10 protein-coding genes and 1 tRNA gene are annotated in these 13,386 nt (G+C 63.2%); 8 read left to right on the top strand and 3 right to left on the bottom strand.

The window, feature by feature from the left end; all coding sequences use genetic code 11:
- The first annotated feature begins 24 nt into the window (after positions 1-24).
- From A8B82_RS04745 to A8B82_RS04735, 3 genes are read left to right on the top strand one after another with little or no spacing between them, the layout of a single operon-like run.
- Complete coding sequence (locus A8B82_RS04745) at positions 25-2,016, top strand: TRAP transporter permease (protein WP_067288916.1); 1,992 nt, start codon at positions 25-27, stop codon at positions 2,014-2,016.
- A gap of 5 nt (positions 2,017-2,021) precedes the next feature.
- Positions 2,022-3,596, top strand: a complete 1,575-nt coding sequence (locus tag A8B82_RS04740; RefSeq protein WP_067288914.1) for a class I adenylate-forming enzyme family protein — start codon at positions 2,022-2,024, stop codon at positions 3,594-3,596.
- 11 nt (positions 3,597-3,607) lie between these two features.
- On the top strand, positions 3,608-5,152 hold the full coding sequence (locus A8B82_RS04735; RefSeq protein WP_067289459.1) for an acetolactate synthase large subunit: 1,545 nt from the start codon (positions 3,608-3,610) through the stop codon (positions 5,150-5,152).
- A gap of 146 nt (positions 5,153-5,298) precedes the next feature.
- Here A8B82_RS04735 and A8B82_RS04730 read toward each other — a convergent pair.
- Positions 5,299-5,374: transfer RNA gene (locus A8B82_RS04730), tRNA-Thr, on the bottom strand.
- Between the two features lie 275 nt (positions 5,375-5,649).
- On the opposite strand from A8B82_RS04730, the gene A8B82_RS04725 reads away from it, so the two are divergent.
- Positions 5,650-6,525 carry a hypothetical protein gene (locus A8B82_RS04725; RefSeq protein WP_067288912.1) on the top strand — a complete coding sequence of 292 codons (876 nt, stop codon included), beginning with the start codon at positions 5,650-5,652 and terminating at the stop codon, positions 6,523-6,525.
- A gap of 12 nt (positions 6,526-6,537) precedes the next feature.
- Here the strand turns inward: A8B82_RS04725 and A8B82_RS04720 are convergent, their stop codons facing one another.
- The gene (locus A8B82_RS04720) at positions 6,538-7,956 is read right to left on the bottom strand and encodes a pyridoxal phosphate-dependent decarboxylase family protein (protein ID WP_067288906.1); all 1,419 of its coding nucleotides are present in this window, start codon (positions 7,954-7,956) and stop codon (positions 6,538-6,540) included.
- A 69-nt stretch (positions 7,957-8,025) separates the two neighbouring features.
- Positions 8,026-8,913 (bottom strand): 2-dehydro-3-deoxygalactonokinase, encoded by an 888-nt coding sequence (locus A8B82_RS04715; RefSeq protein ID WP_067288904.1) that lies wholly within the window; start codon positions 8,911-8,913, stop codon positions 8,026-8,028.
- 170 nt (positions 8,914-9,083) lie between these two features.
- Here A8B82_RS04715 and A8B82_RS04710 point away from each other — a divergent pair, with 170 nt between their 5' ends.
- From A8B82_RS04710 to A8B82_RS04695, 4 genes are read left to right on the top strand one after another with little or no spacing between them, the layout of a single operon-like run.
- A complete protein-coding gene (locus A8B82_RS04710; RefSeq protein ID WP_067288901.1) occupies positions 9,084-11,375 on the top strand; it encodes a bifunctional salicylyl-CoA 5-hydroxylase/oxidoreductase in 2,292 nt (763 codons plus the stop codon).
- Entirely contained in the window at positions 11,372-12,106 is a 735-nt protein-coding gene (locus tag A8B82_RS04705; protein ID WP_067288899.1) for an SDR family NAD(P)-dependent oxidoreductase, read from the top strand. Before A8B82_RS04710 ends, A8B82_RS04705 begins: the two co-directional genes overlap by 4 nt.
- Entirely contained in the window at positions 12,103-12,567 is a 465-nt protein-coding gene (locus A8B82_RS04700) for a MarR family winged helix-turn-helix transcriptional regulator (RefSeq protein WP_067288897.1), read from the top strand. The genes A8B82_RS04705 and A8B82_RS04700 overlap by 4 nt, the downstream gene beginning before the upstream one ends.
- On the top strand, positions 12,557-13,357 hold the full coding sequence (locus A8B82_RS04695; protein WP_067288894.1) for an enoyl-CoA hydratase family protein: 801 nt from the start codon (positions 12,557-12,559) through the stop codon (positions 13,355-13,357). The genes A8B82_RS04700 and A8B82_RS04695 overlap by 11 nt, the downstream gene beginning before the upstream one ends.
- The last annotated feature ends 29 nt before the right edge of the window (positions 13,358-13,386 follow it).

The following is a 13,386-nucleotide window of genomic DNA, read 5'->3' as shown; positions in this document are numbered from 1 at the left end:
GTCCCCCAATACGTGAGCGAGCCCATGACCGAGCAGAACAAGAACGCAGCCGAAAAAGCGGTCGAAGAAGTCGCAATCGACGGGGAAACCCCGGCAGAGCGGATCAGCGGCCCCGCACGCTGGGCCGTCATCACCGGGACACTTCTGTCGCTGGTGCTGGTGGTCAACCAGTTGTTCAACACACAGCTTTTCGGGCTGGTGCTGATCGAGGGGCGGTATCTTTACCTTTTGGGCGGGATATTTCTGGCCCTGACATTCCTGATTTTCCAGATGCGCGGCGGCAAGGGCGGCAGGCCCAGCTTGCTGGACTGGGCGTTGTTCGCGGCCTCGCTGGCCTGCACCGGGTATCTGACCCAGACCGCACAGGCGAACCTGTCTCAGGGCTGGGAATACGCGGCACCCGAGACGGCGCAATATGTCTCGGTCGCCTTCTTCTTCCTGATCCTTGAAGCGACGCGCCGCGCAGGCGGGCTGATCCTGTTCCTGATCGTGACGCTCTTTGCCTTTTATCCCACGTTTGCAGGCCATGTGCCTGACCCGTTCTCGGGATTCCAGAGCACGTTCATGCAGACCGTACCCTATCACATCTATTCCGCCGAAAGCTCATTCGGCATTCCAATGAAGGCCTTTGGTGGCGTTGTCATCGGCTTCATCCTGTTCGGGGCGGTGTTGCAACGCACCGGCGGCGGACAGTTCTTCAACGATCTGGCGCTGGGGCTGGTCGGCGGCTACCGGGGCGGCGCTGCCAAGGTGTCGATCTTTGCCAGCGGTTTCATGGGGTCCATGTCGGGCTCTGTCATTTCCAATGTGCTGACCACGGGGGCGGTGTCGATCCCGGCGATGCGCAAGACCGGCTTCTCCGCCAAGACCGCCGCCGCGACAGAGGCCTGCGCCTCTACCGGCGGGGTGTTGATGCCGCCAATCATGGGGGCCACCGCCTTTGTCATGGCATCCTTCCTGTCGCGCCCCTATGTGGAGATCGCGCTGGCGGCGGCAATCCCCAGCATCCTGTATTACTGGAGCCTTTTCGCCCAGATCGACGCCTATTCGGCCCGGCGCGGGTTGCGCGGCCTGCCCAAGCCGGATCTGCCAAGGCTCAAGGAAGTCATGATCGAGGGCTGGCCCTATATCTTTGTCTTCGCGCTGCTGCTCTACATGATGATCGGGTTGCGCCAGGAATCCTCCGCGCCTTTCTATGCAACTGTCCTGCTGCTGATCGTGAACCAGTTTCGCGCCCGCTTCCGCCTGAACGGGCAGCGGCTGGGCAATATGATCGTGGGCGTTGGCATGGGGCTGGCAGAGCTGACTGCCATTCTGCTGGGGGTCGGGCTGATTGTCGGTTCGTTTTCGGCCACCGGGCTGGCGGGCACGCTGGTGAATGAACTGGTCTTCCTTGCCGGGGACAACACGCTTGTGCTGCTGCTGATGGGCGCGCTGACCGCATTTATCTTCGGCATGGGGATGACGGTGACCGCCTGTTACATCTTTCTGGCGGTGGTGCTGGCCCCCGCGCTTGAGGCCGGTGGGCTGAACCGGCTCGCGGTGCACCTCTTCATCCTTTACTGGGGCATGGTCAGCTATATCACGCCGCCCGTCGCACTGGGGGCATTTGCGGCCTCAACCATGGCCGGGTCCAACCCCATCGCCACCGGGTTCGAGGCGATGCGCCTGGGTGGGGTGATCTATATTGCGCCTTTCTTCTTTGTGCTGAACCCTGCGCTGATCGGGCAGGCCCCGGCATGGGAGGTCGCGGTCGCATTGTCCTGCGCGCTGATCGGCGTGGCGATGATTGCCTCGGCGCTTCAGGGCTACATCAGCCTGGTCGGCCCGGTGCGGGGGCGGTTCGAACTGCCGCTGCGGGTGCTGTTGTTTTTTGGCGGTGTCCTGATTGCCAAACCGCACACCGATCTGCTGAACTGGGGCTACAGCCTGTCGTTCATCATCGGTGCCGCCCTTTGCGCCCTGCCGATAATTCTGGCATGGCGCGCAAGACAGATTGAACCAACAGCAGCCTGATTGCCATGATACCCATCAACCCGCCTGTCGGCGAAATACCCCCCACCGAAACCATTGTCGCGCGCGTCCGCGCCAATGCCGCGGCCCATCCCGACCGGCTGGCGCTGGTCTGTGGCCAGGATCGGCTGACCTGGGGCGACTTTGACGTGCAAATCAACCGGGTAGCTAACCTGCTGCTGGGGCAGGGTCTGCAAAAGGGGCAGAACGTGGCGATCCTGTCGCCCAATTCGATCCCCTATGCCACGCTCTTCATGGGTATTCTGCGGGCAGGGGGATGCGTGACGCCGCTGTCCTCCATGGCGTCCCCCGATGCGCTTCACAAGATGCTGACAGACTGCGGGGCCAAGGCGATCTTTGTTGCGCAGACCTACCGTGACCTGCTGGACGGGTTCCTGGGCGAGATGGCAATCAACCGCTTTGCGCTGGATTTCGAGGCGGCGGGCTATGACAGCTTTGAGGGTGCGCTGGCGGGGGCCGACAGCTCTGACCCGATGGTGCCCATCGACATGAAGGACCCCTTCAACCTGATTTACTCCTCCGGCACCACCGGCACGCCAAAGGGGATCGTCCACGACCACTGGATGCGTGCCGCCCAGATGGACCGGGTCACGCCCAACGGCTATGACGCGGATGCCCGCACGCTGATCTCCACCCCGCTTTATTCCAACACCACCATCGTGGCCTTTGTCCCGACCCTGTTCGGCGGATCGACAGTGCACCTGATGCCGAAATTCGACGCCCGCACCTATCTGGAAACCGTGCAGCGCGAGCAGATCACCCACACCATGCTGGTGCCGGTCCAGTACAAACGCATCATGGACCTGCCGGATTTCGACAGCTTCGATCTGTCCTCCATGCGGATGAAATTTTCGACCTCCGCCCCGCTGCGCGCGGACGTCAAACGCGATGTACTGGCGCGCTTTCCCGGCAAGCTGATCGAATACTACGGGCTGACCGAGGGTGGCGGCGTCACGGTTCTGATCGCGGATGAGCATCCCGACAAGCTGCACACCGTGGGCAAAGCCGCACCGGGCAATGAAATTCGCCTGATAGACGGGCAGGGGAACGAGGTGCCGACGGGGCAGGTCGGTGAAATCTGCGGCCGTGGGCCTACCATGATGGCGGGATACTTCGGGCGCGACGACCTGACGGCGGACACCATCTGGCGTGACGCGGCGGGCCATGTGTTCTTTCGCTCCGGCGACATGGGGTATCTGGACGACGACGGCTTTCTGACTCTGTCGGACCGCAAGAAGGACATGATCATTTCGGGCGGGCTGAACATCTATGCCAATGACCTGGAACTGGTGCTGCTGGACGACCCGGACGTCACCGATGCCGCCGTGATCGGCGTGCCGTCAGAGGCCTGGGGCGAAACTCCGCTGGGCCTTGTAGTGCGGCGCGAGGGCACCGCGCGCGGGGCCGAAGAGATACTGGCGCGGGCCAACGCTAAACTGGGCAAAAGCCAACGCCTGTCGGCGGTCGAACTGCGCGACGCCCTGCCGCGCAGCACCATCGGGAAAATACTGAAGAAAGACTTGCGGGCCCCTTATTGGGCCGCAGAAAAGGAAAATACGTGAAAGACGACCAGATGAACGGCGCTGAAAGCCTGGTGCACAGCCTGCTGGCCAACGGGGTGGAGGTCTGTTTCACCAATCCCGGCACCTCGGAAATGCATTTTGTCGCGGCATTGGACCATATTCCGGGCATGCGGTCGATCCTGGCCCTGCAGGAAGCTGTCGCGACCGGGGCCGCCGATGGTTATTTCCGCATGGCACGCAAACCCGCCTCGACGCTGTTGCACCTGGGGCCGGGGCTGGCCAACGGGGTGTCCAACCTGCACAACGCGAAAAAGGCAGGCTCGGGCGTGGTCAACATCGTGGGCGAACATGCCTCCAGCCATATCGAGTTGGACGCGCCGCTGACCGCCGATATCGAAGGGATTGCGCGCCCGGTCTCGCATTGGGTTCGCACATCGCCCTCTGCCGGGACCGTGGGCAAGGATGCCGCCGAGGCGGTGCAGGCCGCCATGACCGCACCGGGGCAGATCGCGACCCTGATCCTGCCAAGCGACACCGCCTGGGACACCGGCGGCACCCCGGCGGCGGCGCTGGAACCCCCTGTACCCGCGCGTTTTGACGAAAACATGCTGGCGCAGGCCGCTGCCGCATTGGACGGGCCAGACACCCTGCTGCTGCTGGGCGGCACAGCCCTGACTGAAGAGAACCTTGAAACCGCCGGGCGGATCGCCGCGAAAACCGGCTGCAAGCTGCTGTCGGAATGGTCCAACGCGCGGCTGGAACGCGGGGCAGGGCGGGTCGCCGTTGGCCGTGTGCCATACCCCATCGACATCGCCCTGAAGGTGCTGGAACCGTTCAAGCGGATTGTCCTGATCGGCGCGCGCGCGCCCATCGGCTTTTTCGCCTATCCCGGCAAGCCCGCGATCCTGACCCGCGACGGGGCCGAGATCGTGACACTGGCCGATGCGGGCGCAGATCTGGGCGCGGCGCTGAGTGGCCTCTGCGCGGCGCTGGCAGCATCAGACACACCTCCCGCCCATGTGGCCCAGCATGATCTGCCCGATGCGCCCAGCGGCACCATCGACCTGGAGAAACTGGCGGCCTGCATCGCCCGCGCGATTCCGCAGGATGGCATCGTGGTGGACGAATCCGTGACAACGGGCCGGGCGTTTTCCCCCGCGACCATGGGCGCGGCGCGCCATACCTGGCTGAACAACTGCGGCGGTTCGATCGGATACTGCCTGCCTGCTGCCATCGGCGCGGCCATTGCCTGCCCCGATCGCCGGGTAATGGCGCTGACCGGGGACGGATCAGCGATGTACACCGTTCAGGCGCTGTGGACGATGGCACGCGAGAATCTGGACATCACGACGTTGGTTTTTGCCAACCGCAGCTACAAGATCCTGCGGGGCGAGCTGACCAACGTGGGCGTCGGCAACCCCGGCCCGCGTGCAATCGACATGCTCAGCCTCGACCGCCCGGCGCTGGACTGGGTGCAGATGTCGCGGTCCATGGGCGTGGAGGCCATCCGGGTCACCGACTGCGAAGATCTGGAAGCCGCCCTTGCGGACGGTCTGACCCGCAAGGGCCCGAGCCTGATCGAAGTGGTGCTGTGACCGGCGCGGATCTCGGTTTCCGCCGCAGGGAACAGGGGACTGTCCCCAAGGAATGCCAGGCCCCTTTTCATACGTTCATGTGACAACCTGCGCGCTTAGCGACAGGCGGATGGATAGGCGTAAAGCTGTTGATATCTCGCGAAAAATGGTGCCCCCACACGGACTCGAACCGCGGACCTACTGATTACAAATCAGTTGCTCTACCAGCTGAGCTATAGGGGCCGTCGCCTCAGGCGATGACGCTTTGAAAGGGGATGCCCATTCAAGCGTGCGCGTTCTTTAGTAGATCGCGATTGGGGATGCAAGCGCGTCGGTGAGGGGCGGTGAAAAATCTTTTGCCGTGCTGCGCCGGTGTGACCAGCCGGTCGGGCAGAGCGCGGGTGAGACGGGGCTTGCCGGATTCCCGCTGGGCCGGTTCGGCAAGGCATTTGCAGTTTTACACAGGTCCCGCAACGGGATAAGGAAGGGCGAAATCAAGAGAGTGCGAAGAAAACACCATGCAGTTGATCTTGCATACAGGCGCCCATTACACCGAGCAGGACCGGTTGATCAAATCCCTCCTGCGCAACGCATCCCAGTTTCGGGACCGTGGCGTCATGATCCCCAGTCCGGGGACCTACCGCAAGCTTGTCCGCGATACGCTGAATGCGATGCACCGCGCGCCAGCAGGGCCCGAGGCGCGCGAGGTGCTTCTGGATGTCATCCTTGATGATGACGCCGCCGAACGGGTGATCCTGTCCGATCCCAACTTCTTTCGCACCGCAGGCACGGCGATGCGGCAAGGGATGCTCTATCCCGACGCGGCAGCACGGATGCGCAACATGTCCGAGATTTTTCCCGATGACGAGGTGGAGATCTTTCTGGCGATCCGCAATCCGGCGGCGCTGTTGCCGGTGTTGCATTCTGTTGCGTTGGAAAAATCCGATACCGCCTTCTGGGGTGGGCGCGGGCCGCTGGATGTCAAATGGTCCGACACCCTGACGGCAATCCGTCAGGCTGCACCCGATGTTCCGATCACCGTCTGGTGCAACGAGGACATGCCGCTGATCTGGTCACAGATCATCCGCGAGATGGCGGGCGTTGAACATCACGAGAAGATCATCGGCGGCTTCGATCTGCTCGCCGCGATCATGAGCAAGGAAGGCATGCAGCGCTTCCGCGCCTATATCGACAACCACCCCGGCATGTCCGAGATGCAGAAGCGCCGGGTGATTTCGGCCTTCCTCGACAAGTTCGCGCTGGAGGAGGAGATCGAGGAAGAGCTCGACATGCCCGGTTGGACGGATGAACTGGTCGAACAGATGACCGACATCTATGACGAGGACGTTGAGGTGATCCAGCGCATTCCCGGCGTGACCGTCGTCGCACCTTGAGGCTTTCCCGGCTTACGCAGGGCGCATCTCCGCCGCCAGTTCGGTGATCACGTCGAACGCCATGTCCACGTCCTGCGCCGTTGCGGTAAAGGCACCGGCCTGGAACCGGATCACCAGCGCGCCATCTATCCGCGTCTGGGTCAGATAGATGCGCCCGTCGTCATTGATCCTGTTCACCAGTTCCTGGTTCAGCGCGTCCAGATCGCCCGCACCCGGCGGCGCATAGCGGAAGGTGAAAAGCGACAGCATCGGTTGCGTCACGATTTCGAATCCTTGCACTTCTGCCAGCCGCCGTGCCAGACCTTCGGTCCAGCCGACGTGGTTGCGGATCATTTGCCGCAGCCCGTCCAACCCATGCGCCCGGATCAGGAACCACAGTTTCAGCGCGCGGAACCGGCGACCCAGCGGCACCGACCATTCGGAATAATTGATGATACCGTCCGCGCCGTGGGTTTTCAGATACTCGGGCTGGATCGCCAGCGTTTTCACCAGTGTCGCCGGATCACGCAGGAAATGGGTGGTGCAGTCGAACTGCGCGCCTAGCCATTTATGCGGGTTCAGCACCACCGAATCCGCCCGTTCCACTCCGGCCCAAAGTGTCTGGAATTCGGGGCAGATCATCGCTGATCCGGCCCAGGCCGCGTCGATGTGGGTGTATAGGTCTTCGGCCTCGGCCACATCCATCACAGCGGCGATGCCATCTGTCGCCCCGGCGCTGGTGCCGCCGACACAGGCGATGATCCCGGCGGGGTGGAGCCCCGCCGCCCGGTCCGCCGCGATGGCGGCGCGCAGGGCGTCCACATCCATCGCGCGGGTGGGCCCGCCGGTGGGGACGCGTACGAGGTTTGCCTCACCGATGCCGCTGATCCAGATCGCCCGGTCGATGGAGGTATGCACCTCCGCCGAGCAATAGATACGCAAGGTCGGCTGGCCGCTCAGCCCCTTGGTGTTCCCCGTCCAGTCCAGCGCACGTTCGCGCATGCTGAGCACGGCACAAAGCGTTGCGGTGCTGGCGCTGTCCTGGATCACGCCTGAAAATCCGTCAGGCAGGCCGATGGCCTGTCGCATCCAGTCACAGACGCGGGTTTCCAGTTCAGTCGCCGCCGGAGAGGTCTGCCAGAGCATGCATTGCGCCGCGATGGCGCTGACGTAATATTCCGCCAGGACCGATATGGGGGCCGCATTGGCCGGGAAGTAGGCAAAGAAACGGGGGTGCTGCCAATGGGTCATGCCCGGCAGGATGGTGTGTTCCAGATCGGCCAGGATGTCATCGACGGGCTGTGCCGCATCCGGCGGGGAGAGCGGCAGTTGCGCCAGCACATCGCCCGGCTTGCTGCGCGCCCTGACGGGCCGGTCACGCAGATCTCGGTGATAATCCGACGCCCAGTTCGCTGCATCCGCACCGCGCTTTCGAAATTCTTCCCAGTTCACAGCCGCTGCTCCCTAATAAGTTATCATGTTAAGTAATAGCAGAAGCCAGCGGGGTCAACCGGGTCTGTGTCAGGTGTTTGCCAGCCGGTAGGCGGCCGTCAGCCCGGCCAATGCCATGCGGGCGGCGTCTGCGACCGTTGCGGGGGCGCCCTGTGCCTCCAGTGCGGCTGCATAAAGCCGGGTCTGTTCCGGCGCGCCGATCAGGGCCAGGTTCTGGCCCAGCCAATAGGCGCGCGCAGCCGCCAGTTCCGCCCCGATCAGCAGACCGTTCAACTGCGCAAGCCCCGTGCCATCCGCCTGGGGTCTCAGCAGGTTGCCGGAGCGGATGGTCAGCAGTCTTGCGGCCAGACGTTCGGGCCGGCTCAGGGCGTCCGATACCGCTTCGGTAAAGTCGGCCATGTCGATGGCGGATGTGCCAAGGGCAGGGCGCAGGGTCGAGTGCTTCCCAAGCAGGTCAACCAGCTCCCCGGTCATGAAGCTTTGAAAGCTGACCACTTCGCCCGCGCTGACCTCTGCCCATTTGCTGTGCGGCCCGGTCAGGCAGATCACCCCGTCCCAGCCGGGGTTCAGCGCCATGAAGCCCGCGATGCGGGTTTCCTCGCCCTGCATGACATCGGCGGGGGATTTCTGCCGCAGCCCCGGCACGGGAAAAAGCGGCGATGGCGCACCGGCTGCACGCGAAAGGGTTTCCCCAAGCGGTGTGCAGGGCACCGCCCGCAGCGCGGCATCGCCGCCTTCGAGGGGGCCGCAGATCACCACCGGCGTGCCTGCGCCAGTTTGCCAGCCAGCGGTCAATTGGTCCAGGGCCGGGCGCAGCCCCGCAGGGGTCAGGTCATCGGCGTCGAAGCCGGATTGCACCTGCGCCACCGCCCGACCGCCCCGCATGGCCCAGGCCCGCAGCCCATGCGCGCCTGCATCTACCGCAACCCAGTCGGGATTTATCTGTTTATCTGTCATGGGGCGACATTGGCCCAATCGCGCGGCAAGGGCCATCCTCAATTCACAGGGCGCAAGGCCGGGGCAAAGACGGAGAGTTCACTTTCCTTCAACCTTAAAATATTTTTGCTTGAAGTAAAAAATAAAACCGCATAGCCTTGTCTCAACTGCTTTGATGAGGGGATGTGACCATGCGTGCAATTTGTCTGGGCGGCGGTCCCGCCGGGCTGTATTTCGCCATCTCGACCAAGTTGCGGAACCCGGACGCGGATGTGACCGTGCTGGAACGCAACAAACCCGACGACACCTTCGGCTGGGGCGTGGTGCTGTCGGATGAAACCCTTGCGAACCTCGAAGCCAACGATCCGGTCTCGGCCCGCGAAATCCGCAGCCACTTCGCCTATTGGGATGACATGGCGCTGGTCTACAAGGGCCAAAAGACAGTCAGCTCCGGCCATGGGTTCTGCGGCATCGGGCGCAAGCAATTGCTGATGATCCTGCAGGCGCGGGCCCGCGAACTGGGCGTGAACCTGCAATTCGAAACAGAGGTCGAAAGCGCATCGGCATATATGGACGATTATGACCTCGTGGTCGCCTGCGACGGGCTGAATTCCAAGACCCGGCTTGAATTTCAGGACACTTTCCAGCCTGACATTGATGTACGCAAATGCCAGTTCCTCTGGCTTGGGACGCATCAGAAATTCGACGACGCCTTTACCTTCATCTTCGAGAAGACCGACAAGGGCTGGCTTTGGGTGCATGCCTATCAGTTCGACAAGGACACGGCGACCTTCATCGTCGAATGTTCGCAGCAGACCTTCGACAACTACGGTTTCGGTGACAAGACACAGGCCGAGACAATTGCCATCTGCGAAGAGGTGTTCAAGGATCACCTTGACGGCCACAGCCTGATGACAAATGCAAAACACATCCGGGGTTCAGCCTGGATCAGGTTCCCCCGCGTGTTGTGCGAAACCTGGCACCACAAGAACGTCGTGCTGCTGGGCGACGCCGCCGCGACCGCACACTTCTCCATCGGGTCGGGGACCAAGCTGGCACTGGAATCCGCGATCTCGCTGGCTGACCATGTGCACAGGGACAACAACCTTGAAACCGCCTTTGCCAAATACGAGGACAGCCGCCGCCTTGAGGTGCTGCGCCTGCAATCCGCGGCGCGCAACTCGCTTGAGTGGTTCGAAGATGTCGAACGCTATCTCGACCTTGACCCGGTACAGCTGAACTATTCGATGCTGACCCGCAGCCAGCGCATCAGCCACGAAAACCTGCGCGAACGCGACGCCAAATGGCTGGAGGGGGCGGAAAAGTGGTTCATGGAACAGGCGGGCGCGGGCAGCAATGGCCCCGTGCGGGCACCGATGTTCGCGCCCTTCCGCCTGCGCAAGATGGCGCTTGCCAACCGCATCGTCGTCTCGCCCATGGCGCAGTACAAGGCGGTCGATGGCTGCCCGACCGACTGGCACCTGATCCACTACGGCGAACGGGCCAAGGGCGGCGCGGGGCTGGTCTATACCGAGATGACCTGCGTCTCGCCCGAAGGGCGGATCACACCAGGCTGCCCCGGCCTTTATGCGCCCGAGCATGAGGCCGCGTGGAAGCGCCTGACCACCTTTGTCCATGAAGAGACCGACGCAAAGATCTGCTGCCAGATCGGCCATTCCGGGCGCAAGGGTTCAACCCGGATCGGCTGGGAAGGCATGGACAAGCCCCTGAAACAGGGCAATTGGCCGCTGATCTCCGCCTCTGCGATCCCGTGGTCAAATGAAAACGCCACGCCACAGGCCGCGACCCGCGCCGATATGAACAAGGTGCGCGATGAATTTGTCGCCGCCGCCGAAATGGCCGATCGCGCGGGCTTTGACATGATCGAACTGCACGCGGCGCACGGCTATTTCATCTCCTCCTTCATCTCTCCGCTCAGCAATACGCGGCAGGATGAATACGGTGGCAGTCTGGAAAACCGCATGCGTTACCCGCTGGAGGTCTTTGCCGCCATGCGCGCCGTCTGGCCCGAGGACAAGCCGATGTCAGTGCGCATCTCGGCCAACGACTGGTCGGGTGATGATGGCGTGACCCCAAAAGAAGCCGTTGAAATCGCCAGGATGTTCGAAGCGGCGGGTGCCGACATCATCGACGTCTCCGCCGGGCAGACCTCGACCACGGGCAAGCCGGTCTATGGCCGGATGTTCCAGACCCCGTTCTCTGACCGGATCCGCAACGAGGCGGGGATCAAGACGATGGCGGTCGGCAATATCTATGAGGCCGACCACGTCAACTCGATCCTGATGGCGGGGCGTGCCGATCTTGTCTGCCTGGCGCGGCCGCATCTGTCGGACCCGTATTGGACACTGCATGCGGGTGCCGCGATTGGCGACAGGCACGCGAAATGGCCGCAGCCCTATGATGCGGGCCGCGATCAGGCCTGGCGACTGGCCGACCGCGCGGCAGAGGTCGAACAGGTATGACCGGCCATGTGATTGTCACCGGAGGCGGCACCGGCGTAGGTGCCGAGATTGCGCAGGCGGTGGCAAAATCCGGCACCGCCGTCACGATCATGGGCCGCCGCGAAGCGCCGCTGAAAGAGCAGGGGCTGCCCTATCAGCTCTGCGATGTGACCGACCCGGACGCGGTCGCCACAGCCTTTGCCGCCGCGCGGGATGCGCAGGGGCCGATCACCGGGGTTATCGCCAACGCAGGGGCCGCCCATTCGGCCCCCTTTCACAAGATCACCGCGCAGGACATGACCGAGATGATGGCGGTCAATGTGACCGGTGTCTTCAACGTCTGGCAGGCGGCGCTGGCGGATATGAAGGATGCAGGCACCGGGCGGCTGATTGTTGTCGCCTCCACCGCCGGGCTCAAGGGCTATCCCTATGTTGCGGGCTACGTCACGGCGAAACATGGGGTGATCGGCCTGACCCGCGCGCTGGCGCTGGAACTGGCCCGCACGGGCATCACGGTAAACGCCATCTGTCCGGGGTTCATCGACACGCCGCTGCTGGCCCGCAGCGTGGACAACATTGTGCAATCCACCGGCAAGAGCGAAGACGAGGCGCGCGCCATCCTGGCCAGGGCCAGCCCGCAGAACCGCTTTGTCAAAACCTCCGAGGTTGCCGCCGCAGCGCTTTACCTGTTGTCTGACGGTGCCGCCGCAGTGAACGGCCACACGCTGTCCCTGTCGGGGGGCGAGGTATGAGTGCCGCCAAAGACCGGCTGCGCCTCTGGCTCCGCCTGCTCAAGGTGGTGCGGGGCATGGAACAGGAAGTGCGTGAGAAACTGCGCCGCGAGCACAACACGACGCTGCCGCGCTTTGACGTGATGTCAGCCCTGTCGCGGCATCCCGAAGGGCTGAAGATGAGCCAGCTCAGCGGGGTGCTGCGGGTGTCGAACGGCAATGTGACCGGCATCGCGGACCGGCTGAGCGATGAAGGTCTGGTGGAACGTACCCCGGTGCCGGGGGACCGCCGCGCCATCATCCTGCGCCTGACGCCTGCGGGGCAAAAGGAGTTTGCGCGCCAGGCGCAGGCCCATGAAAACTGGATCGACAAGATGCTGGCGGGGGTCAGCCCCGCCGATGCCCGCGCGATGGCCGAAGGGCTGCAAGCCTTTGCCACCGCTGCCGAATTTGAAAAAGAGGAGACTGCAAATGCGCAGTGACGTGAAGCATTTCATTTGTGACATCAAGGACGGGATCGCCACTGTGCGGCTGGACCGCCCGGACCGCAAGAACCCGCTGACCTTTGACAGCTATGCCGAAATGCGCGACTGGTTCCGTGATCTGGTCTATGCCGATGACGTGGATGTGGTGGTCTTTGGCTCCAACGGGGGAAACTTCAGCTCCGGCGGGGATGTGCATGATATCATTGGCCCTTTGACCAAAATGAACATGAAGGAACTGCTGCGGTTCACGCGCATGACCGGCGATCTGGTCAAGGCCATCGTGAACTGCGGCAAGCCAGTGATCGCCGCTGTCGATGGCATCTGCGTCGGTGCGGGTGCGATCATCGCCATGGCGTCCGACCTGCGCATCGCCACGCCCGAGGCGAAGACCGCGTTCCTGTTCACCCGTGTCGGGCTTGCGGGCTGCGACATGGGCGCCTGCGCGATCCTGCCGCGCATCATCGGTCAGACACGGGCGGCAGAGTTGCTTTACACCGGGCGGTCGATGTCGGCGGACGAGGGCGAGCGCTGGGGCTTTTTCAACCGGCTCACCGGCGCAGACGCGCTGGAGGCGGACGCATTGAAGCTGGCGCAGCAGATTCAGGCCGGCCCGAACTTTGCCCATATGATGACCAAGACGATGCTGGCGCAGGAATGGGCCATGTCGATCGAACAGGCCATCGAGGCCGAGGCGCAGGCCCAGGCGATCTGCATGCAGACCGGCGATTTCGAGCGCGCCTACAAGGCCTTTGTGGCCAAGGAACGCCCGGTCTTTGAGGGGGACTGAGAGATGCAGGCCGGGCGTTGGAGTATTTT

The organism is Sulfitobacter sp. EhC04 (genome assembly GCF_001650875.1).
Classification (GTDB): Bacteria; Pseudomonadota; Alphaproteobacteria; order Rhodobacterales; family Rhodobacteraceae; genus Sulfitobacter.
The sequence above is the reverse complement of the archived record's forward strand: the minus strand, read 5'-3'. Positions and strand labels throughout refer to the sequence as shown.